At 60.7% G+C, this 22,929-nt stretch carries 20 protein-coding genes; 1 reads left to right on the top strand and 19 read right to left on the bottom strand.

Going from position 1 to position 22,929, the window contains the following annotated elements; all coding sequences use genetic code 11:
• Positions 1 to 8 precede the first annotated feature (8 nt).
• The 15 genes from rpmC to YH63_RS15360 form a co-directional block, all read right to left on the bottom strand.
• Positions 9 to 221, bottom strand: a complete 213-nt coding sequence (gene rpmC / locus YH63_RS15430) for a 50S ribosomal protein L29 (protein ID WP_019196587.1) — start codon at positions 219 to 221, stop codon at positions 9 to 11.
• A gap of 10 nt (positions 222 to 231) precedes the next feature.
• On the bottom strand, positions 232 to 645 hold the full coding sequence (rplP, locus tag YH63_RS15425) for a 50S ribosomal protein L16 (RefSeq protein ID WP_019196586.1): 414 nt from the start codon (positions 643 to 645) through the stop codon (positions 232 to 234).
• 33 nt (positions 646 to 678) lie between these two features.
• Positions 679 to 1,377, bottom strand: a complete 699-nt coding sequence (gene rpsC, locus YH63_RS15420; protein WP_019196585.1) for a 30S ribosomal protein S3 — start codon at positions 1,375 to 1,377, stop codon at positions 679 to 681.
• Positions 1,378 to 1,392: 15 nt separating this feature from the next.
• A complete protein-coding gene (gene rplV / locus YH63_RS15415) occupies positions 1,393 to 1,779 on the bottom strand; it encodes a 50S ribosomal protein L22 (RefSeq protein WP_046826831.1) in 387 nt (128 codons plus the stop codon).
• An 18-nt stretch (positions 1,780 to 1,797) separates the two neighbouring features.
• Positions 1,798 to 2,073: a 30S ribosomal protein S19 gene (gene rpsS / locus YH63_RS15410; RefSeq protein ID WP_002712297.1), complete on the bottom strand. Its 276-nt coding sequence runs from the start codon at positions 2,071 to 2,073 to the stop codon at positions 1,798 to 1,800.
• A gap of 12 nt (positions 2,074 to 2,085) precedes the next feature.
• Positions 2,086 to 2,922: a 50S ribosomal protein L2 gene (rplB, locus tag YH63_RS15405; RefSeq protein WP_046826832.1), complete on the bottom strand. Its 837-nt coding sequence runs from the start codon at positions 2,920 to 2,922 to the stop codon at positions 2,086 to 2,088.
• Between the two features lie 11 nt (positions 2,923 to 2,933).
• Positions 2,934 to 3,233 (bottom strand): 50S ribosomal protein L23, encoded by a 300-nt coding sequence (locus tag YH63_RS15400; protein ID WP_046826833.1) that lies wholly within the window; start codon positions 3,231 to 3,233, stop codon positions 2,934 to 2,936.
• Positions 3,230 to 3,850, bottom strand: coding sequence for a 50S ribosomal protein L4 (rplD, locus tag YH63_RS15395; RefSeq protein WP_046826834.1), 621 nt, complete (start codon positions 3,848 to 3,850; stop codon positions 3,230 to 3,232). Before rplD ends, YH63_RS15400 begins: the two co-directional genes overlap by 4 nt.
• A complete protein-coding gene (rplC, locus tag YH63_RS15390; RefSeq protein WP_019196581.1) occupies positions 3,850 to 4,575 on the bottom strand; it encodes a 50S ribosomal protein L3 in 726 nt (241 codons plus the stop codon). The genes rplD and rplC overlap by 1 nt, the downstream gene beginning before the upstream one ends.
• Before the next feature lie 51 nt (positions 4,576 to 4,626).
• On the bottom strand, positions 4,627 to 4,935 hold the full coding sequence (rpsJ, locus tag YH63_RS15385; RefSeq protein ID WP_002712302.1) for a 30S ribosomal protein S10: 309 nt from the start codon (positions 4,933 to 4,935) through the stop codon (positions 4,627 to 4,629).
• Positions 4,936 to 5,044: 109 nt separating this feature from the next.
• Positions 5,045 to 6,235 (bottom strand): elongation factor Tu, encoded by a 1,191-nt coding sequence (gene tuf / locus YH63_RS15380; protein WP_019196580.1) that lies wholly within the window; start codon positions 6,233 to 6,235, stop codon positions 5,045 to 5,047.
• Between the two features lie 37 nt (positions 6,236 to 6,272).
• Positions 6,273 to 8,345, bottom strand: a complete 2,073-nt coding sequence (fusA, locus tag YH63_RS15375) for an elongation factor G (RefSeq protein ID WP_046826835.1) — start codon at positions 8,343 to 8,345, stop codon at positions 6,273 to 6,275.
• A gap of 32 nt (positions 8,346 to 8,377) precedes the next feature.
• Positions 8,378 to 8,848, bottom strand: coding sequence for a 30S ribosomal protein S7 (rpsG, locus tag YH63_RS15370; RefSeq protein WP_046826836.1), 471 nt, complete (start codon positions 8,846 to 8,848; stop codon positions 8,378 to 8,380).
• A gap of 15 nt (positions 8,849 to 8,863) precedes the next feature.
• A complete protein-coding gene (rpsL, locus tag YH63_RS15365; protein WP_046826837.1) occupies positions 8,864 to 9,235 on the bottom strand; it encodes a 30S ribosomal protein S12 in 372 nt (123 codons plus the stop codon).
• A 696-nt stretch (positions 9,236 to 9,931) separates the two neighbouring features.
• Complete coding sequence (locus tag YH63_RS15360; RefSeq protein WP_046826838.1) at positions 9,932 to 11,062, bottom strand: GNAT family N-acetyltransferase; 1,131 nt, start codon at positions 11,060 to 11,062, stop codon at positions 9,932 to 9,934.
• Positions 11,063 to 11,323: 261 nt separating this feature from the next.
• On the opposite strand from YH63_RS15360, the gene YH63_RS15355 reads away from it, so the two are divergent.
• Positions 11,324 to 12,490 (top strand): FAD-dependent oxidoreductase, encoded by a 1,167-nt coding sequence (locus YH63_RS15355; protein WP_046826839.1) that lies wholly within the window; start codon positions 11,324 to 11,326, stop codon positions 12,488 to 12,490.
• 17 nt (positions 12,491 to 12,507) lie between these two features.
• Here YH63_RS15355 and YH63_RS15350 read toward each other — a convergent pair whose 3' ends face one another.
• The 4 genes from YH63_RS15350 to rpoC all read right to left on the bottom strand — a co-directional run bounded on the left by YH63_RS15350 (position 12,508) and on the right by rpoC (position 22,820).
• Positions 12,508 to 14,469, bottom strand: coding sequence for an ABC transporter ATP-binding protein (locus tag YH63_RS15350; protein WP_137325212.1), 1,962 nt, complete (start codon positions 14,467 to 14,469; stop codon positions 12,508 to 12,510).
• Positions 14,470 to 14,705: 236 nt separating this feature from the next.
• On the bottom strand, positions 14,706 to 16,760 hold the full coding sequence (locus tag YH63_RS15345; protein ID WP_046826841.1) for an FAD-dependent oxidoreductase: 2,055 nt from the start codon (positions 16,758 to 16,760) through the stop codon (positions 14,706 to 14,708).
• 550 nt (positions 16,761 to 17,310) lie between these two features.
• Complete coding sequence (locus YH63_RS15340) at positions 17,311 to 18,435, bottom strand: helix-turn-helix transcriptional regulator (protein WP_046826842.1); 1,125 nt, start codon at positions 18,433 to 18,435, stop codon at positions 17,311 to 17,313.
• Between the two features lie 185 nt (positions 18,436 to 18,620).
• Positions 18,621 to 22,820, bottom strand: coding sequence for a DNA-directed RNA polymerase subunit beta' (gene rpoC / locus YH63_RS15335; protein WP_046826843.1), 4,200 nt, complete (start codon positions 22,818 to 22,820; stop codon positions 18,621 to 18,623).
• Between the last annotated feature and the right edge of the window lie 109 nt (positions 22,821 to 22,929).

Here is a 22,929-nt window from a genome sequence, read left to right as displayed (position 1 = left end):
TTCGCCCCTTACTTCTTGGTCTGCGCGGCGCGCTTCTGCGCCGCGACAGTCTTGATGCGTGCGATATCGCGGCGAGCCTCACGCAGGCGCGAGGTGTTCTCGAGCTGCCCGGTGGCGCGCTGGAAGCGCAGATTGAAACGCTCCTTCTTCAGATTGAGGACGGCTTCGTCCATCTGATCGGGGCTCATCGCGCGGATATCTTCGACTTTCAAATCGGCCATGATCGGTTCCTTACTCCGCAATGCGCGCAACGAAGCGCGTCTTGATCGGAAGCTTGGCGGCGGCGAGCGACAGTGCTTCCTTCGCGGTCTGCTGGGTCACGCCGTCGATCTCGAAAATGAGACGACCTGGCTTCACCCGTGCAACCCACAACTCCGGCGTACCCTTGCCCGAGCCCATTCGCACTTCGGCGGGTTTCTTCGAGACCGGCAGATCCGGGAACACGCGGATCCAGACGCGGCCGGCACGCTTCATATGACGGGTCAGCGCGCGACGAGCGGCTTCGATCTGGCGCGCGGTGATGCGCTCCGGCGCCATCGCCTTCAGGCCGAACTGGCCGAAAGACAACGTCGCGCCCGACGAGGCGACGCCGTGAATACGGCCCTTATGCGCCTTGCGGAACTTTGTCTTCTTTGGTTGCATCATGGCTTACGCCCTCAAACCTTCTTCGAATTTCAATCAAGCCGCATCGCGACGCGGACGTCCGCTGTCGCCTTCGGCCATACGCTTGTCCTGAGCCATCGGATCGTGCTCGAGGATTTCACCCTTGAAGATCCAGACCTTGACGCCGCAGGTGCCGAAGGTCGTGAACGCGGTGGCGACACCGTAGTCCACGTCAGCGCGCAGCGTGTGCAAAGGCACGCGGCCTTCACGATACCATTCCATACGTGCGATTTCAGCGCCGCCGAGACGGCCCGAGCAGTTGATGCGGATGCCTTCGGCGCCCAGACGCATCGCCGACTGAACGGCGCGCTTCATGGCGCGGCGGAACGCAACACGGCGCTCAAGCTGCTGCGCGATCGATTCGGCGACCAGGGTCGCATCGAGCTCCGGCTTGCGGATTTCGATGATGTTGATGACCACGTCGGACTCGGTGATCGCGGCAACCTTCTGGCGCAGCTTGTCGATGTCAGCGCCCTTCTTGCCGATCACGACGCCCGGACGCGCCGAGTGAATCGACACACGGCACTTCTTGTGCGGACGCTCGATCACGATGCGCGCGACCGCAGCCTGCTTCAGTTCCTTCATCAGCATGGCGCGGATGCGGATGTCCTCGTGGAGGAGCTTCGCATACTCGTTCTTGCCGGCGAACCAACGGGAATCCCAAGTCCGGTTAATGCCCAGACGCAGCCCGATTGGATTGATCTTCTGACCCATCGTCTTCTCCCGCCCTTAGGCGCTCGCCTCGGCCTCGACCTGACGAACGACGATCGTCAGCTGCGAGAACGGTTTAAATACACGACCCGAACGGCCACGGCCGCGCGGTGCGAAACGCTTCATCACGATGCCGTTGCCAACATGCGCCTCAGCGACGACCAGGGCGTCGACATCGAGGTCATGGTTGTTCTCGGCGTTCGCAATCGCGGACTCCAGGCACTTCTTGACGTCGCCGGCAATCCGCTTGCGCGAGAACTGCAGGTCGGCGAGCGCAGAAGATGCCTTCTTGCCGCGGATCAACTGCGCAACAAGGTTCAGCTTCTGCGGGCTGACGCGAAGCATGCGGGCTACCGCCTTGGCTTCGTTTTCCGGGAGAACCCGTTCGCGCTTTGGTTTGCTCATGACTAAGTCCTCAAGCCCTTACTTCTTGGCTTTCTTGTCGCCCGAATGGCCGTGGAAGGTCCGCGTCGGCGAGAACTCGCCGAACTTGTGACCAACCATTTCCTCGTTCACTGCGACCGGAACATGCTTTTGACCGTTGTAGACGCCGAAGGTGAGCCCCACGAACTGCGGGAGGATCGTCGAGCGGCGGCTCCAGATCTTGATAACGTCGTGACGGCCGGACGAACGCGCGGCATCTGCCTTCTTGAGCAGAGAGCCTTCAACGAACGGGCCTTTCCAGACTGAACGAACCATGTCCGGCGATCCTTACTTCTTCTTCCGCTTGTGGCGGCTGATGAGAATGAACTTGTTTGTCGACTTGTTAGAACGCGTCTTCTTGCCCTTGGTCGGCTTGCCCCACGGAGTAACCGGGTGACGGCCGCCCGAGGTGCGGCCTTCGCCGCCGCCGTGCGGATGGTCGACTGGGTTCATCACGACGCCGCGGTTATGCGGACGACGGCCCATCCAACGCTTGCGACCGGCCTTGCCGATCGAGATGTTCATGTGATCCGGGTTCGACACCGCACCGATGGTGCCGATGCAGCGGCCGTGAACCAGGCGCTGTTCGCCCGAGTTCAAGCGCAGGATCACGAAATCATGGTCGCGGCCGACGATCTGGGCGTAGGTGCCCGCGGAGCGAGCGATCTGGCCGCCCTTCCCGATCTTCAGCTCGACGTTGTGCACGATGGTGCCGACCGGCATGTTGCCGAGCGGCATGACGTTGCCCGGCTTCACGTCGACGTAGCTGCCGGCGACAACGGTGTCGCCAACCGCCAGACGCTGCGGCGCCAGGATGTAGGCCTGCTCGCCATCGGCGTACTTGATCAGCGCGATGAACGCGGTGCGGTTCGGATCGTACTCGAGACGCTCGACCTTGGCCGGCACGTCGACCTTCTTACGCTTGAAGTCGACGATGCGGTACGTCTGCTTGTGGCCACCGCCGCGGAAACGCACGGTGATGCGGCCGGTATTACCACGTCCGCCGGACGAGTGCTTGCCTTCGGTCAAAGCCTTGACGGGCTTGCCCTTGTACAGCGCCGAACGATCGACCATCACCAGCTGGCGCTGGCCTGGCGTCGTGGGGTTGAATGTTTTCAATGCCATCGTCGTGTGCCTTACAGTCCGGTGGTCACGTCGATGCGATGACCTTCTTCGAGGGTCACGATCGCACGCTTCGTATCCGACTGAGAACCGAACTGGCCGCGGAAGACTTTCGTCTTACCCTTGCGAACCAGCGTGTTGACGCTCTTCACCTTGACGTCGAACAGCTTCTCAATCGCGTCCTTGATCTGCGGCTTGGTCGCCTTCGCCGCAACCTTGAACACAATCTTGTTGTGCTCGGAAGCGACGGTTGCCTTTTCGGTCACGACCGGAGCCACGATGATGTCGTAGTGGCGCACATCAGCGGTTGTCATTTGAAGCGCGCCTCCAACGCATCGAGAGCGGCCTTGGTCAGAACGAGCTTCTGACGGCGCAGAATGTCATAGACGTTGATGCCCTGAATCGGCAGCACGTCGATGTGCGGAATGTTACGCGCAGCGGTCGCGAAACCGGTGTTCACTTCGGCGCCGTCGATGATCAGCGCGTTAGTGATCTCCAGGCTCGAGAAGTGTCCGAGCAGCGCCTTCGTCTTGGCTTCCTTGAGATCGGCGCTCTCGATCACGATGAGACCGCCGTCCTTGGCCTTCGCCGACAGGGCGTGCCGCAAACCGAGCGCGCGAACCTTCTTCGGCAGGTCGTGCGCATGGGAGCGAACGACCGGACCGAACGCACGGCCACCGCCGCGGAACTGCGGAACGCGAGCCGAACCGTGACGAGCACCGCCGGTGCCCTTCTGCTTGTACATCTTCTTGCCGGTGCGCCAGACTTCAGCGCGGCCCTTGGTCTTGTGGGTGCCGGCCTGACGCTTCGCGAGCTGCCAGTTGACGACGCGCTGGATCAGATCCTTGCGCGGCTCGAGACCGAAGATCTCGTCCGACAGCTGAACGGAGCCAGCCGACTTACCTTCCAGGGTTGTGACCTTCAATTCCATCACGCACCCTCCTCTGCCGGTGCCGCTTCAGGAGCAGCGTCGGTTCCGCCAGCCAGCTTGAACTTGCCGGGCTTCGGCGCATCCTTTGGCAATGCTTTCTTCACGGCATCGCGCACGGTGATCCATCCACCCTTGGAGCCGGGAACGGCGCCTTCGATGAGAAGAAGTCCGCGCGCCACGTCCGTCTGGACGACTCGCAGGTTCAGCGTGGTGATCCGATCGACGCCCATGTGGCCAGGCATCTTCTTGTTCTTGAAGGTCTTGCCGGGATCCTGACGGCCGCCGGTCGAACCGATCGAACGGTGCGAGACCGAGACGCCGTGGGTTGCGCGCAAACCGCCGAAATTCCAGCGCTTCATGCCGCCCGCGAAGCCCTTACCGACCGAGGTGCCCGTCACGTCGACGAACTGGCCGACAACGAAATGGTCCGCCTGGATTTCCGCGCCGACCGGGATCAGCGAATCTTCCGAGACGCGGAATTCCGCGACCTTGCGCTTTGGCTCGACCTTGGCGACGGCGAACTGGCCGCGCTCAGCCTTCGGCAGATAGACGCTTTTGCGCGAGCCCGAACCGAGCTGCAAAGCGACATAACCGTTCTTGTCAGTGGTGCGATGGCCAACAACCTGGCAATTGCCCAACTTGAGCACAGTCACAGGGATATGTTCACCGGTCTCCGTAAAGACCCGTGTCATCCCGACCTTTTGTGCGATCACTCCGGAGCGCATCGGCGTGCTTCCTGTCTTTCTGTCCGCGATCTGCGAACTTAACAAAAATTCTTACAGCTTGATCTCGACGTCGACACCTGCGGCCAGGTCGAGCTTCATCAGCGCGTCCACGGTCTGGGGGGTCGGATCGACGATATCGAGAAGGCGCTTGTGAGTGCGCATCTCGAACTGCTCGCGGCTCTTCTTGTCGACGTGCGGCGAACGGTTGACGGTGAACTTCTCGATGCGCGTCGGAAGCGGAATGGGTCCGCGAACCTGTGCACCGGTGCGTTTTGCCGTGTTCACGATCTCACGGGTCGACGTATCGAGAATTCGATGGTCGAACGCCTTGAGACGAATGCGAATATTCTGGCCGTTCATTGCCGCTGTCTTTCTTGTCCGTCACGACCGGTCAGCCCGGCCATCCACGTTTTTATCAAGAGGGTCGTGAATGCCCGGCCTTCCGACCGGGCATGCGACGGATCGTTTGTTACTCGATGATGCTGGAGACGACGCCCGAACCAACGGTACGGCCGCCTTCACGGATCGCGAAGCGGAGCTTCTCTTCCATCGCGATCGGCACGATCAGGTGCACTTCCATCGCAATGTTGTCGCCCGGCATCACCATTTCGGTGCCTTCCGGCAGATGAACCACGCCCGTCACGTCGGTCGTGCGGAAGTAGAACTGCGGACGGTAGTTGGTGAAGAACGGCGTGTGACGGCCACCCTCTTCCTTGGTGAGGATGTAAGCCTCAGCCTTGAACTTGGTGTGCGGCTTGACCGAACCCGGCTTGCAGAGAATCTGGCCGCGCTCGACTTCCTCGCGCTTGGTGCCGCGAAGCAGCGCACCGATGTTGTCGCCAGCCTGGCCCTGATCGAGCAGCTTGCGGAACATTTCAACGCCGGTGACGATGGTCTTCTGAGTGTCCTTCAGACCAACGATTTCGATTTCTTCGCCAACCTTGATGATGCCGCGCTCGACACGGCCGGTGACGACGGTGCCACGGCCCGAGATCGAGAACACGTCTTCGACCGGCATCAGGAACGGCTGGTCGATCGGACGCGCCGGCTGCGGAATGTTTTCGTCGACGGCCTTCATCAGCGCCAGAACAGCGTCGTGGCCGAGAGCCGGATCCTTGTTCTCGAGCGCTGCGAGCGCCGAGCCGCGGATGATCGGAATGTCGTCGCCCGGGAAGTTGTACTTCGAGAGCAGTTCGCGAACTTCCATCTCGACCAGTTCGAGCAGTTCCGGATCGTCCACCATGTCGCACTTGTTCAGGAACACGACGATCGCAGGAACGCCGACCTGACGGGCAAGCAGGATGTGCTCGCGGGTCTGCGGCATCGGGCCGTCGGCAGCCGACACGACCAGGATCGCGCCGTCCATCTGCGCAGCACCGGTGATCATGTTCTTCACGTAGTCGGCGTGGCCAGGGCAATCGACGTGAGCGTAGTGGCGGTTCGCGGTCTCGTACTCAACGTGAGCGGTCGAGATGGTGATGCCGCGCGCCTTCTCTTCCGGCGCCTTGTCGATCTGGTCGTATGCCGTGAACGTTGCACCGCCCGTTTCAGCCAAAATCTTGGTGATCGCTGCGGTCAGCGACGTCTTGCCATGGTCGACGTGACCGATGGTGCCGATGTTACAGTGCGGTTTGTTACGTTCAAATTTAGCTTTAGCCATGACGTTCTCCGTTCAACTTTGACTTGCGTCAAAGAAATCAAGCAAACTTCTTCTGGACTTCTGCCGACACGTTGGCCGGCGCTTCAGCGTAGTGATCGAATTGCATCGTGAAGGTCGCGCGGCCCTGGCTCATCGAGCGCAGGTTGTTCACGTAACCGAACATGTTCATGAGCGGTACCATCGCGTTGACGACGTTGGCGTTGCCGCGCATGTCCTGACCCTGGATCTGGCCACGACGAGAATTGAGATCGCCGATCACCGAACCGGTGTAATCCTCAGGCGTCACCACCTCGACCTTCATGATCGGCTCAAGGAGGACCGACTTGCCCTTCTGCAGCGCTTCACGGAACGCAGCGCGCGCCGCGATTTCGAAGGCGAGCGCCGACGAGTCGACGTCGTGATACTTGCCGTCCACGAGCGAGACCTTGACGTCGACAACCGGGAAGCCAGCAACGACGCCCGAACCCATCACGCTGTTGAGGCCCTTTTCGACGCCCGGGATGTATTCCTTCGGCACAGAGCCGCCGACGATCTTCGACTCGAACTCGTAACCAGCACCTGGCTCGTTCGGCTCGACCACGATCGACACTTCAGCGAACTGACCGGTACCACCGGTCTGCTTCTTGTGGGTATACTTGACCTCGGCCTTCTTGGTGATCTTCTCGCGGAACGCCACCTGCGGCGCGCCAATGTTGGCGTCGACCTTGTAGGTGCGGCGGAGAATGTCGACCTTGATGTCGAGATGGAGTTCGCCCATGCCCTTCAGGATGGTCTGGCCGGACTCGTGGTCGGTTGACACGCGGAACGAAGGATCTTCGTTCGCGAGCTTCGCCAGAGCGACACCCAGCTTCTCCTGATCGGCCTTCGACTTCGGCTCGATCGCGATTTCGATCACCGGCTCCGGGAATTCCATCTTTTCAAGGATGACCGGATTGTTGGAGTCGCACAGCGTGTCGCCGGTACGCGCTTCCTTGAGGCCAGCCAGCGCGACGATGTCGCCTGCATAGGCTTCCTTGATGTCTTCGCGGTTGTTCGCATGCATCAACAGCATGCGGCCGATACGCTCTTTCTTGTCACGGGTCGAATTGACGACGCCGGTACCGCTGACGAGAACGCCCGAATAGATGCGGCAGAACGTGATGGTGCCGACGAACGGATCGTCCATGATTTTGAACGCGAGCAGAGCCAGCGGCTCCTTGTCGTCGGCCTTGCGCACGACTTCGTTGCCGTCTTCATCGGTGCCCTTGATCGCAGGCACGTCGACCGGCGACGGAAGATACGCAACGACGGCGTCGAGCAGCGGCTGCACGCCCTTGTTCTTGAAGGCCGAACCGCAAAGCACAGGATAGAACGCGCCGGTCAGCACCGCCTTGCGGATGAGCCGCTTCAGCGTCGCTTCGTCCGGCTCCTTGCCGTCGAGATAGGCAGCCATGGCGTCGTCGTCGAGTTCGACGGCGGCTTCAACGAGCTTCTCGCGATATTCCTTCGCCTTGTCGGCGAGATCGGCCGGGATGTCGACAACGTCGTACATCGCACCGAGCGCCTCGTTATTCCAGACGTAAGCCTTCATCAGGACAAGATCGACCATGCCCTTGAAGTTGCTCTCGGAACCGATCGGCAACTGGATCGCGACCGGCTTCGCGCCGAGACGATCGATGATGTCCTGCAGGCACTTGTAGAAGTCCGCACCGGTCTTATCCATCTTGTTGGCGAAGACGATGCGCGGCACTTTATACTTGTCGCCCTGGCGCCAGACGGTTTCGGTCTGCGGCTCGACGCCCTGGTTGGAGTCGAGAACGCAAACGGCGCCGTCGAGCACGCGCAGCGAACGCTCGACCTCAATGGTGAAGTCGACGTGGCCGGGGGTGTCGATGATGTTCAGACGCTTGCCGTCCCAGAACGCGGTCGTCGCAGCCGACGTGATGGTGATGCCGCGCTCCTGCTCCTGCGTCATCCAGTCCATCGTCGCGGCACCTTCGTGCACTTCGCCGATTTTGTGGCTCTTGCCGGTATAATAGAGGATGCGCTCAGTCGTCGTCGTTTTACCGGCGTCGATGTGCGCCATGATACCGAAATTCCGGTAATCCTCGATGGCATGAAGGCGGGGCATAGGAGCTTCCTTAATTTCCGTTCGTTTCGCCGTTACCAGCGATAGTGCGAGAAGGCACGGTTGGCTTCCGCCATCTTGTGCACGTCTTCACGCTTCTTGACCGCGTTGCCACGATTGTTCGACGCATCGAGCAGCTCAGCGGAGAGCCGTTCAGTCATCGTCTTCTCGTTGCGGCCACGCGCGGCCGTAATGATCCAGCGGATGCCCAGCGCCTGACGGCGCACAGAGCGAACTTCAACCGGCACCTGGTAGGTGGCGCCACCAACGCGGCGCGAACGCACTTCGATGGTCGGCATGACGTTTTCCAGCGCCTGCTCGAACACCGGCAGCGGGCCCTGCTTGGTCTTGTTCTCGATCATCTCGAGCGCACCGTAAACGATGCTTTCGGCGGCAGACTTCTTGCCGTCGTACATGATCGAATTCATGAACTTCGTGATGATGATGTTCCCGAACTTCGGATCCGGGTTCACTTCACGCTTTTCTGCAGAATGGCGACGCGACATCGATCAGATCCCCGATTACTTCGGACGCTTCGCGCCGTACTTCGAACGGCGCTGCTTGCGGTTCTTGACGCCCTGCGTATCGAGGACGCCGCGGAGAATGTGGTAACGAACGCCGGGCAAATCCTTGACGCGGCCGCCGCGGATCATGACCACCGAGTGCTCCTGAAGGTTGTGGCCTTCACCCGGAATGTAGCCGATGACCTCGAAGCCGTTGGTCAGACGCACCTTGGCGACCTTACGAAGCGCGGAGTTCGGCTTCTTCGGAGTCGTCGTATAGACGCGCGTGCAAACGCCACGCTTCTGCGGCGACTGCTGCAGCGCTGGCACCTTCTTGCGCGACTTCTGCGCTTCGCGTGGTTTCGCGATCAGCTGGTTGATCGTCGGCATCGTTCACCCTTGTTCGCGCGAAACCTTATCGGCTCCGCAAATTCATTCGGGGCCACCGCCCCACTCGCTTCACGTCTTCGGCCCACCAACCTCGCCTCGCGCGCTTGATCGCGCAAAACGAAATCACGCCAACCATTCATCGCTGAACGGAAAGCGCTTGACGCCACAGAGGACCGCAGCTCGCCTGTTCGGCTCACCGAGATCATGCATCCGAGACTGATCTCAGGAGCTATTGCTCTTAAGACCAAATATTGTCCTGGCATTGCCTGGCTAGTGCCGACAGCGTTTGAGCGACGTTCGTCGAGGTTGGTGCCGTTTCATCCCGTAGGGCTGAAATGGTGGTCCGTTCCGACGTAAGAGAAGCTCACCGCCTGTCGTGAAGTGGCCGGGTTTTATAAGTCATGCGATGCCAAGTCAAGACTAAACGACATCGCAAAAGCGCAAGCGGCAGAGCCACTTCTTGCACTCTCAGCGAAACCCGAACGGGCTATTTATGACATACCGCGCGAATCCGCGCAGCGCCGATTCCGCTGATTCCACAGGCTGCTGATCTGGTCAGACGGAGAGCTTCCGAGCGCCTATTTGGGGCGGGACAGACTGGCAACGGGCGCACACCGGCAGACTTGCGGCGTCAAATTTAGAATAAATCTGTTATATTTCAATTATTTATACAGATTTTCGCGCAAATCACTCGCGCTATGACGATGGCGCCAGCCGCCGCTTTGCCGGGCTTAGGGAAGTCGATCGCAACCAGTCCCGCAGGTCGCGCAGCCGCTCATAGCCGTACTGCCGGGCCGCCTCCATGCCGAACACCAGCGAACGGGTGGAGCCGACGTCGACCACCATGTCGACCATGGTTTTCCGGCCGGTCCAGATCTGGGCCATGAAACTCCCCTCCGCCGAGCACGAATCGATGGCCTGAACATCGGTCTCAGCGAAGAGTTGCTCGGTCATTTTGTCGACCAGCAGCACGCCCGGGGAGTATTTGGCGAATTCGGCGTCAAACGCGATTTTCCACGTAAAGGCCGTGGTCCCGCAATACATCAGCACCTGGGCCGCGATGGCCCGCCCATCGAGGCGCAGCAGGGCCACCGAGGCGTTGCCCTCCGCCGCGAGATCGCCAATCAGCCGCCGGGTGAATTCGGCATCCCGCTCGCTACAAAGGATCGCGGTGCCCTTGTCGCCCTTCCAGCTTCGCTTTTCGAGATCGAGAAACTGCTCGTAAGCGGCCTTTGTCGCGTCCGCGGTACGCTCGTTGACCATCTCCAGCCTGCCCAGGGCGGACAGCCTGTTCCAGTCCTGCCGCAGCTTCTTGCGGGTCGAGCCTGAATTCTTGACGCCCTTTTCGCGCGACACCGACGGCCGCAAACTCCGGGTGAGCGTCAGATGCGCGTGATGCTCGTCCGCGATCGTCTTTTGAATTGCCGCATAGGCCTGCGAGTCCGCATCCATTTCCTTCAGGCTGACCACATTCGGCAGCGCGGGGTTTTTGCGGATTGCGGCGAAGAATGCAGGCATGACTTCGGCGGCGAAGGCGGGATCGATCACCGGCGTCGATAAAAAAGCGTAGTTGAACGGGCGGGCTTCGAGCAGCGCCGGCCAGAGCATCATGACGTTGCGATGCTGCAAGGCCCAAAGCCCCACCAGCCGCGCGGACTCGACGCCCTCCTCCCAAGCCAGCAGCACATAAACCGCCGCGAACATGGTGTCGAACGCCGCCTTGAGCGCCACCGGATTCATGAATGCATTGCCAGGCGCGCGGCGAATGAGATCATTCCACTGCGCGGTGAGGTCCTGGCCCGGCGTTGCGACGGTAACTGAAATCATGAAGGCCAAACCTGCGCCAATGCGCCTCGAAGCCGCATTCTCGCGGTACCTGATTGCGGGTGCACGACTGATATCCAAGAACCAAAAGTCGTCCCGGAACATTAGTGCTGCGACCGCACGACGCAGGCAAGTCGCAACCATTTTAATCGTTAATACACGTGTTTCTGCAGCATTCGCTTAACCAACCGTTCACCATATTTCGTTCAAGCTTTAGTCGAGTTTGCAGCCGCGGTGCTAAGTACCTCGAAAGAGGCCAAAAACATGCGGCATACGGACATCGCCATCATTGGTGGCGGGCTTGCCGGATCGACGGCCGCCGCGATGCTTGGCCGCGCCGGCATTTCCGCGATCCTGGTCGATCCTCACAAAATCTATCCGCCAGACTTCCGCTGCGAAAAGCTCGGCGGCTATCAGCTCGACCTTCTGCGCAAGACCGGAATTTCGGAAGCGGTGCTTGCCGCCACCACGCTCGACCGCAGCGCCTGGACCGCCCGGCTGGGACGCCTGCTCGACAAGAAGCCCAGCGACCAGCACGGCATCATCTACGACGACCTCGTCAACACCGTCCGCCGCCAGATTCCGGACAGCGTCGATTTCATCGAAGCCAAGATCACAGCCGTCGCAACCAGTCCCGATCGCCAGACGTTGACGCTGTCAAATGGCGAAGAAATTTCCGCGCGGCTGATCGTGCTGGCGAACGGCCTGAACATCAGCCTGCGCCACACCCTCGGCATCGAGCGCGAGGTCATCAGCCCCTGTCATTCCATCACCGTCGGATTCAATGTCGCGCCGGTGGGCCGCGACACGTTTGAATTTCCCGCACTGACCTATTTCACGGAGAACTCGGCGGCGCAGATGTCTTATCTGACGCTGTTCCCGATCGGCTCCGCCATGCGCGCCAATCTCATGGTCTATCGCGGCATGGACGATCCGTGGCTGCGGCGCATGCGCCAGACGCCCGAGAATGCCATTCACGAACTGATGCCGAACCTTCGCGCCCTCTCCGGCGAGTTCAAGGTCGACGGCATGATCAAGATTCGACCGGCGGACTTGTACGTCACCAAGGGGCACCGGCAAGCCGGCATCGTTCTGGTCGGCGACGCGTTCTGCACATCGTGCCCTGCTGCCGGCACCGGAACCGGCAAGGTGTTCATGGATGTGCAACGGCTGTGCAACGCCTACATCCCGGCGTGGCTGGCCAGCACGGGCATGGACGCAGCAAAGATCTCGCAGTTCTACGACGATCCGGAAAAGTGCGCCAACGACGCTTCTTCACAACGTCAGGCCTACGACCTGCGTTCGATTTCCATCGATACCGGTTTGTCGTGGCATCTCCGGCGCTGGACCCGCTTCCTGCATCGCGCCGTGGTCGGCGCGTTGCGCCATGCGCGCGAAACGCTGTCGGTCCGGCGGACGGCGCAGCCGTAACGGCTGCCCCTCACCGATCAATCGTCGTCATCATCGTCGTCGTCATCCTCGGTGGGATGATGCGACTTGTGAAGCTGGTCGTCCCATAGCTTCCGGTACATGCCGTTAGCCTTGAGCAGTTCGGCATGCGGGCCGCGCTCGATGGCCTGGCCGTTGCTGATGACGATGATTTCATCCATGTCGACCACCGACGTCAGCCGGTGGGTCGAGAAGATCATGGTGCGGCCCTTGGCGACCTTCAACAGCGTGCGGTTGATCGCGGCTTCCGTGGTCTGGTCGAGCGCCGACGTCGCTTCATCGAGCAGTAGCACGGACGGGTTGCGCACGATGGCGCGCGCAATCGCGATGCGCTGGCGCTGACCGCCGGACAACGTGTCGCCGCGCTCGCCGACCACCGTGTCGTACTTCTGCGGCAGCGTCATGATGTAGCGATGGATCTCGGCCTTCTTCGCCGCATCCACGACCTCGGCGTCGGTCGCGCCTTCCTTGCCGAGGCGGATGTTCTCGCGGATCGACATGTTGAACAGCATGTTTTCCTGGAACACCACAGCCATGCTGTTGCGCAGCGAGTCGCGCGTCACCTTGCGAATATCGACGCCGTCGACGGTCACCTTGCCTTCGCTCGGTTCGTAGAGACGCAGAATGAGATTGAGCAGCGTGCTCTTGCCGGACCCGCTCGGTCCCACGATGGCGACATTCTTGCCGACGCCGATCTTGAGCGAGAGACCGTCGAGTACGGCGGCGTCACTGCCTTCATACTTGAAGACAACGCGGTCGAAGTTGATGTTGTCGGTGATGCGCGGCAGATCCGGCGCGCCGGGCCGGTCGGCGCCGCGGGTCGGCTCATCAAGGAGTTCCTCCATATGCCGAACGGAGGCAGCGGCCTGGATCGCGACCGGAATAAAGTGCATCAGGTGCGCGATGTTGTAGGAGATTTCCCAGAACGCGCTTTCGAAGGTCACGAAGGTGCCGATCGAAATCTTGCCGATGGTGGCGAGATAGGCGCCGATCGCCAGCACGATCAGATGCAGCAGCAGCACCGACACCGTAACGGTGCGCTCCACCATGGTTGAGAGAAACGTCGCGTCGGCCATCGAGCGCCGCGCCGCGTTGTTGCGGAAGGTGAACCAGCCGAACGCCTTGCGCTGCAGGCCGAATGCCTTCACCACCATCTGCGCCGCGACATTCTCCTGCACCACGCCGAGGATCGCGGATTCGTTGACCTTCTGCTCGTAGTTCGCCTGCACCGCCTTCGGGGTCAGGATGCGCGGACCGATCAGCGTGATGGGAAATATCAGCAGCGCCACGGCGGCCAACTGCCAGTTCAGCCAGATCATCAGGCCGATGCCGGCGATCAATTCGAGGAACGGCAGCATCGCGCCGTTGGCGAAGTGCTTGATCGAGGATTCGTAGCCCGCCATGTCGACGGAGAACCGCGACAGGATTTCACCGCGCTTGGTGCGCCCGAAGAAGGCGGCAGGCAAATTCTGGACATGCGAGAAAAGCCGCCCGCGAACATCGGAGATGACGGCGGCGGCCAGCCGTGCGTCCCAGCGTTCGTACCAGACCGCCACAATGGAAGTGATGATGCCGGCGACCGCCAGCACGGTCAGGATGGTGTAGAGCGCCTGGAAATCTTCCTCGCCGAGCGCATCGTCGATCAGGAATTTCAGGCTGAGCGGCATGATGACGTTGAACAACGTCTCGATGAAAAGACCGATCGCGACGAAGCTGAGCCAGGTCTTGTAGTTGCGCAGTTGCGGCCAGGTGAACCGCCACAACGTTGCGAACGCACCCGCGGCCTCGCTCGCGGTATAGGCGACGAGATCCTCGTCGTCGTCATCGTCGTCGATATCGTCCGGCTCCGGCGGCGCCGGAATATCGGCCTGAGCCGCTGCGGCAAGGCGCGCAGCTTCATCATCGAGCGGCTTGCCCGACTCTGGCTTGTCGGTATCCGGGGTGGGCGGCTTGGTCGACATCTAAAACCGTCGCTGCACGGCCAAACGGCCGCAATCACTTGTCGCAGCGGCCGGATGGCCGGTGCGTCCCTAGTGTCCTGAATCCGAAGTTCGCTTCACTTTGCAGCATCTTCCATAGCGAACTTCGGATTCAAAAGGACACTAGAAATTATAATTCTAGTGTGGTTTTGGTTCGCAAGTCCGCAAATGGACGTGCTGTAGAAATGATGCGGACTTGCGAACCATCACACTAGCGATTAGTCGTCGTCCGCAATCTTGTCAAAGAACGAATAGCGCAGGCTGTCGGCGTCCGCGTACCAGTCGCCCGGCCCCTTGTTGGCAGCGAGCGTCGCATCCCACACCGCGTCGGTGGTATCGCGCCGATGCATGGACAGGTCGAAACCGTTGCCGAAGAACAGCTCGGACCATTCCCACCAGGTGCCCAGTTTCTTGACACCGCGCAGCAGATCGTAGCGGTCGATCAGCGCGGGCACCATGTCGCTGGTGACCGATCCGAACACGAAGCCGGTCTTCACCACGCGGTTAAGCTCGCGCACGGCGCGCTTCACCTGTTTGTCAGATACATGACACAGGCTGGTTTCAAACACGAAATCGAACTCGCCTGCCTTGAACGGCAGTTTCGTCAGCGAGCCAAGCTTGTTGTACTTGCGCAGCGCCTTCGGCGTCTTGCCGTGGATGTAGCGGTTGTTCTCGACGCCCCAGGCATCGATGCCGCGTTCCCGCAGCGCGCCGACCAGTTCGCCGCTCGCCGATCCCGCAACCAGCAGCTTGTAGCCCTTGGCGCGATTCCAGACGATCTTGATCAGGTTGGTGAGATAGTCCGGATCAGTGAACTTGCTCCAGACCTCGCCGTAGGGACCCTGGTTGCGATAGTTGTCGAAGTAGGCGCGGTCGATCTTGTCGGACGGCACGTTGCCGCCCTCGCCGCGCTCGTAGCGCAGCTTGATCATCTGCGTCAGGATGATGTCGGTGGCGGCGTCCGAGGAATCCAGCAGGCCGTTCAGTGTCGAGTCGAACAGATAGTCGCCGACGACGACCAGACCCGGATGCTCATGCGGCTCGGGGTGATGATTGGTCATCACATCGCGTGCAGGCAACCCGCCCGGAATGCTGTTCACCGATGACAGCCAGCGATGGGTCTTGCCCTCCAGGAAATGCGCGCGCGCATTGCCTAAAGATTTTGGCAGCGACTTGATCGCCGCATCGATGAGTTCCTTGTCGCTGAGATTGGCGAAGGCCAGCGCATCGGAGCCCGGGATCAGCCAGTTCAGCACGCCGTGGCGGCCGACATCGTGCCGCGCGCCTTCGACGTAGACGCAGCAGCCGCCGAACGCCTCGGACATCCACCACGCGCCAGGCACCTTGTCGCCCCAGAACGGTTCGTCGAACAGGATCGAGACCCGCAGATAGTGCGCGGGACGATCGAAATAGGCGATGTGCTTCACCATCGAATGGCGCAGCAGCTCGCCGTCCCAGCGCATGGTGGTGAGCCACGAATGCGGCAGGCACATCACCACGAGATCGTGTTCCTTGGTGATAGGAGCCTTGCCGTTCATCATGTTGATGGCATAGCGCCCGGAGTCCGCCTTGCCGACTTTCAGCACGCGGTGGTTCAACTGGATGTCAGCCTCGATCTCGCTCTGCAGGCTGTGGATCAACTGCTCGTTGCCGTTCTGGATCGAGTAGAGGCCGATGTAGCCCTCCACATCCATCACGAAGTTCTTCAGCGCATTGAGGCCGTTGGTGTTGTGCGGTTCGGTGGCGATGTCGGAGCGCGCCATGACTTTCAGGAAGCGTTTGGCGACCGGATCAGCCACCTCGCGATCCAGCAGTTCTTCGGCGCTGATGTACGCCCAGGGATGCTCGTTGTCGTGCGCGCCGACGCCTTCATAGTATTCGATCGGCGACACCATGCCGGCGCAGAGCTTGCGGAAATCCTCGATGGCTTTCGCGGTCTGCGCGCCGTATTTGCGGCGCATGCCCGGCACGTCGTCCAGCAGTTCGCCGTCGATCTGCACCTGCTCGGCGTCCATCGGGATGGTCTGCAATCCGAAATGCTGGACCAGCTCACGCAGCGGGTCCGGCCCCGTCATGGAGTAGTCGTAGATTTCGGCAACGCCCGCTTCGTACATGGCAGGCGCGGTGTCGAATTTTTTCGTCAGGACTTTGCCGCCGACCCGATCGGAGGCCTCATAGATGGTGATACGGCAGAGCGCCCCAAGCTTCTTCTTGAGGTACCACGCACTCATCAGCCCGCCTGGGCCACCGCCGACTATCGCCAGATCGAGCATGCTGTCCTTCGCCCCTCGCCGGCGTTCTTGAAATACCGCCGGTCTAACTCTGCCTAAACAAATGCGTTTTTCATCTGAAGGGAAGATGAACAAACCACGATCCGAGGCGAAAAAGGCTGAATGTGCGGAAATCGGGGGTATTTCCCGACGATTTTGGCCGGATTTCCCGGGTCAGAAGTCATGGGCTTGGGCGGATTGGCCACCTCGGTTCCGCGGAGCGGAATACTCCAGCAAAGAAAATGGGCCGGCAAAAGCCGACCCATGGAAGATGAAACTCACTATCCGGAGCCACGAACACCAAAATAATCACCGCGAGGCGATCATGTCCTATGGCTTCAAATTATCGCGCCCTTTGTATGCCCTGCCCCAAATCGTGTGCACGTCTTGGTTGGTCACAGAATGGCCACAGACTAAGACGGTGACGGTATGATTCATCCCCCAAATGGGTGAAAGCTGTCCGACGTACCGCCAAAAGAGCGAGTTGTTCTGCCAACTTAGGCTTATTCGACACGAGGCTTCAGTCACGAAGCCTCTCGTTGATCACCAGCCTCTACTTAATAACGAGTCTCGCCATCATGGCGGCAAGTTCGCTCTGGCGCGACACGCCGACCTTGGAAAATACACGTTTCAAAACCGAGCGCGCGGTTTCCTCGGCGATGCCGAGCCGCTCCGCAGCATCCTTCGGCGAGAGACCGGAGCCGACCAGCGCGGCAATGCGGGCTTCCCCCAGCGTCACACCGAGAACATCGCGGATCAGCGTCGGATCGGGAACGCCGTCCGCCGTCGGGTTCATCAGAAGCACGATCGCCCGCGCCCGTGTCAGAAAACCATTGCCCACATTCTTCGCCGGGATCGGCAGCACATACAGCGCCAGCGGCCGGCTGGCGTTCTGCCGATGGACCAAAATCGGCTTGGTTTCCTGCGACAGGATAATCCTGTTGCCATCGAGAGCATTCCGGATCGCGGCCACCGCCTCTCCGCTCGCCGCTGGATTTGCCAGCACCAGGCGATCGTTCACGATGTTCAATCCGTCGCCGAGCAGCGCCTGAGAGGCCGCGTTGGACGACACCACGCGGCCCATCGAATCCAGCGCAAACACGCCGATTCCAATCCGGGCCATCGCCGTACCCATACCGGCGTTAACGGCTTGTGAGTCCATCAGGTGGATGCTCAGTCGCAGCGACGTTTCCACATGCGGAGCAAGCCGCTCCAGCATGTTCAACTCTTCTTCCGAGTATTCCGGACGGCCGATCGCGCGCTGCACGCTCAATGCGACTTCAATATGAGGGTCCGGAGAGACCGTCGCGGCGGCAAAGTAACGCAAACCGTGCCGTCGCAGAAAATCATTGTAGAACGGATCGTTTTCGACGTCCTCGGGAGACACAACGTCGCGGTCGGTAATGACGTCGCGTTTGAAGAAATAGCCCCGTTCGCGTGCGCGGATCGCGCGAAGATCGCGGTCGCTCCAGCCTGCGGCGTAGTCCGCGCTCACCTCCCTGAGGGATGGCGATTCGATAACGCCAAAGCTGCCGTCGTCCCTTCCGTAAATAAGGATCGCCCCGACATCGTCGAAGCATTTCGTGACGACCTCGAGAGTTGACGGCCAACGCGATGGCTCGGCTGCCGCCGCGTAGATTGCTTCAATCGCCGCAATGAGACGGTCTTGCTGCTGCAAATGGGTCCTCGATGTCGCGAACGTCAAAACTGAAATCTTCAAGTATCTGGTGGAACCGGCGAAAAGCCGGAAGACAGTCACAGTACGTTAGACACTCGGCGCGCTGAAATAGTTCCTCATCATAAACAAAAAGGCCGCCCCGGGGGCGGCCTTTCTTCATGGCTGACACGCCAACTGGCGTGAAACTATTCCGCAGGCGGCAAAGCCAGCGGTTCCGCTTCCGGAGCAGCCGGCGTGATCGCCGCCTGCTTCTCGCGCTCGTCGAGGATCAGCTTGTCGCGCTTGGCTGCGACTTCGCGGATCTTCGCCATCGAGGCGCCGGTACCGGCCGGGATCAGGCGACCGACGATGACGTTTTCCTTGAGGCCTTCGAGCGGGTCCACCTTGCCGTTGACGGCAGCTTCGGTGAGCACGCGCGTGGTCTCTTGGAACGACGCCGCCGAGAAGAACGACCGCGTCTGCAGGCTCGCCTTGGTGATGCCGAGCAGCACCGGGTTTCCGGTTGCGATCTTTTTGCCTTCGTCCTTGGCCTTGGCGTTGATCTGGTCGAATTCGATCTTGTCGATCTGCTCGCCCGAAATCATGTCGGTCTCGCCCTGATCGGTGATCTCGACCTTCTGCAGCATCTGACGAACAATCACTTCGATGTGCTTGTCGTTGATGAGCACGCCCTGGAGCCGATAAACTTCCTGGATTTCGTTGACCAGATAGGCAGCGAGTTCCTCGATGCCCTTGATCGCCAGAATGTCGTGCGGCGCCGGATTGCCTTCGACGATGAAATCGCCCTTTTCGACGATGTCGCCGTCCTGCAGATGGATGTGCTTGCCCTTCGGAATGAGGTACTCGCGAGTCTCCTCGTTCTTGTCGACAGGCTCAATCGAAATGCGACGCTTGTTCTTGTAGTCACGTCCGAAGCGGATCGTGCCGCTGATTTCCGCGATGATGGCGGCATCCTTCGGCTTGCGGGCTTCGAACAACTCGGCAACACGCGGCAGACCGCCGGTGATGTCGCGGGTCTTGGCGCTTTCCGTCGAAACACGGGCGAGAATGTCGCCGGCCTTGACCTTGGCGCCGACGTCCACCGACAGAATGGCATCGACCGAGAGCATGTAACGGGCGTCACCGCCGCGCGCCAGCTTCAGCACCTTGCCGTCCTTGCCCTTGACGACGATGGCGGGACGCAAATCCGCGCCACGGCCGGTCGTGCGCCAGTCGATAACCACGCGCTTTGCGATACCGGTGGATTCGTCGAGCGTTTCCGAGATCGACTGACCTTCGACCAGATCCTCGAATGCGATGATGCCTTCGACTTCGGTCAGGATCGGGCGTGAGTATGGATCCCACTCCGCGATGCGCTGGCCGCGCTTGATCATATCGCCGTCATCGACGCGCATACGCGCGCCGTACTGAATGCGATGCGTCGCACGCTCGGTGCCGTCCGGATCGACAACCGCAACGACCATGTTGCGGACCATGGCAGCGTTGAAACCTTCGCTGTTGGTCGCGATCGCCTTGTTCTTGATGACGATCTTGCCGTCGAAGTTCGACTCGATGAACGACTGCTCGTTGATCTGCGCCGCGCCACCGATGTGGAACGTACGCATGGTGAGCTGCGTGCCCGGCTCGCCGATCGACTGCGCAGCGATAACGCCGACAGCCTCGCCGTGGTTGACGGGCGTACCGCGGGCGAGATCGCGCCCGTAGCACTTGCCGCAGATGCCGTTGACCAGTTCGCAGGTCAGCGCCGAGCGGATCTTCACTTCCTGGATGCCGGCCTGCTGGATGGCGTCGACATGCGTCTCCTCCATCAGCGTGCCACGCTTGACCACCACCCTGTTGGTGGCGGCATCACGCAGATCCTCGCCTGCGGTGCGGCCGAGAATGCGCGACGCCAGCGAGGCAACGACCGTGCCCGCGTCGATGATGGCGCGCATCTTGATGCCAAGCTTGGTGCCGCAATCGTCCTGCGTGATGATGCAGTCCTGCGCCACGTCCACCAGACGACGGGTAAGATAGCCCGAGTTCGCGGTCTTCAACGCCGTATCCGCGAGACCCTTACGGGCGCCGTGGGTGGAGTTGAAGTACTCCATAACCGTGAGGCCTTCCTTGAAGTTCGACACGATCGGCGTTTCGATGATCGAGCCGTCCGGCTTGGCCATCAGGCCGCGCATGCCGGCAAGCTGACGCATCTGGGCCGGCGAACCGCGCGCGCCCGAGTGAGCCATCATGTAGATCGAGTTGATCTGGGAATCCTCGCCCTTCGCGTTCTTCTTGACGGACGAAATTTCCTTCATCATCTGCTCGGCGATCTTCTCCGAGGCTTTCGCCCAGGCGTCGACCACCTTGTTGTACTTTTCGCCCTGCGTGATCAGGCCGTCGTTGTACTGCTGCTCGAAGTCCTTCGCCAGCGTGCGGGTGTCATCGACGATCTTCCACTTGCCGTGCGGAACGACCATGTCGTCCTTGCCGAACGAAATGCCCGCCTTGAAGGCGTTGTAGAAGCCGAGCGCCATGATGCGGTCGCAGAAGATCACCGTCTCCTTCTGACCGCAGTGACGGTACACCTGATCGATCACGCCGGAGATTTCGCGCTTCGTCATCAGCTTGTTGATCGTGTCGAAGGGCACCTTGCCGTGCTTCGGCAGAACCTGCCCGAGCATGACGCGGCCAGCGGTGGTGTCGTAGATCTTCGAGATCGTCTTGCCTTCCTCGTCGATACCGGTCCACCGATACTTGATCTTGGTGTGCAGGTGGATGACCTTCGAGAACAGAGCGTGTTCGATCTCCGCCATGTCGCGGTAGACCTTGCCTTCGCCCTGCAGGCCTTCGCGCAGGATCGAGAGATAGTAGAGACCCAGCACGATGTCCTGCGACGGCACGATGATCGGCTGACCGTTCGCGGGATGCAGGATGTTGTTGGTCGACATCATCAGGACGCGCGCTTCCAGCTGCGCTTCGAGCGACAGCGGAACGTGCACGGCCATCTGGTCGCCGTCGAAGTCGGCGTTGAACGCCGCGCAGACCAGCGGATGAAGCTGGATCGCCTTGCCTTCGATCAGCACAGGCTCGAACGCCTGAATGCCGAGACGATGCAGGGTGGGCGCGCGGTTCAGCAGCACCGGATGCTCGCGAATGACTTCGTCGAGAATATCCCAGACCTCGGGACGCTCCTTCTCAACGAGCTTCTTCGCCTGCTTCACGGTGGTGGACAGGCCCTTGGCGTCGAGCCGCGAGTAGATGAACGGCTTGAACAGTTCGAGCGCCATCTTCTTCGGCAGGCCGCACTGATGCAGGCGCAGTTCCGGACCGACGACGATGACCGAACGGCCCGAGTAGTCGACGCGCTTGCCGAGCAGGTTCTGACGGAACCGGCCCTGCTTTCCCTTGAGCATGTCGGCGAGCGACTTCAGCGGACGCTTGTTGGCGCCGGTGATGACGCGGCCGCGGCGGCCGTTGTCGAACAGTGCGTCGACGGCCTCCTGCAACATGCGCTTTTCGTTGCGGATGATGATGTCCGGCGCACGCAGTTCCATCAGCCGCTTCAGGCGGTTGTTGCGGTTGATGACGCGGCGGTACAGATCGTTCAGGTCGGAGGTCGCAAAGCGGCCGCCGTCGAGCGGCACCAGCGGACGCAGGTCCGGCGGAATCACCGGCACCACGGTCATGATCATCCACTCCGGCTTGTTGCCGGACACGCGGAACGCTTCGACGATCTTCAGGCGCTTGGCGAGCTTCTTGTGCTTGATGTCGGACTCGGTCTCGGCCATCTCGGCACGAAGCTGGCCATCGAGCTTCTCGAGCTCGAGACCCTTCAGCAATTCGCGGATCGCTTCCGCACCGATCATGGCGGTGAAGCTGTCCTGACCGTACTCGTCCTGCGCGCGGAGATACTCTTCTTCAGACAGCAGCTGACGGTCCTTGAGCGCGGTGAGACCCGGCTCCAGAACGACGTAGTACTCGAAGTAAAGAATGCGCTCGAGGTCTTTCAGCGTCATGTCGAGCAGCTGGCCGATGCGCGACGGCAGCGACTTCAGGAACCAGATGTGCGCGACCGGCGCGGCCAGTTCGATATGGCCCATGCGCTCGCGCCGAACGCGCGACAGGGTCACTTCGACCGAGCACTTTTCGCAGATGATGCCCTTGTACTTCATGCGCTTGTACTTGCCGCAAAGACATTCGTAGTCCTTGATCGGCCCGAAGATGCGCGCGCAGAACAGGCCGTCACGCTCTGGCTTGAACGTGCGGTAGTTGATGGTTTCCGGCTTCTTGATCTCGCCGTAGGACCACGACAGAATCTTCTCGGGCGATGCGATCGAAATCCGGATCTGGTCGAAGACCTGGGCCGGAGTCGTCGGATTGAAGAGATTCATAATTTCTTGGTTCATCGTATTCTCCTCGCGTGCCGATCGTCACCGGCAGCAAATTCGAAAATCGTCTGTCGTCTCACGCCCCGCTCAACGTCCGAGCAAGGCGAGATGCCCGGCATGAAGCCGG

This window comes from Afipia massiliensis (genome assembly GCF_001006325.2).
GTDB classification, from domain to species: domain Bacteria; phylum Pseudomonadota; class Alphaproteobacteria; order Rhizobiales; family Xanthobacteraceae; genus Afipia; species Afipia massiliensis_A.
This window is presented reverse-complemented; position numbering and strand designations above follow the sequence as displayed.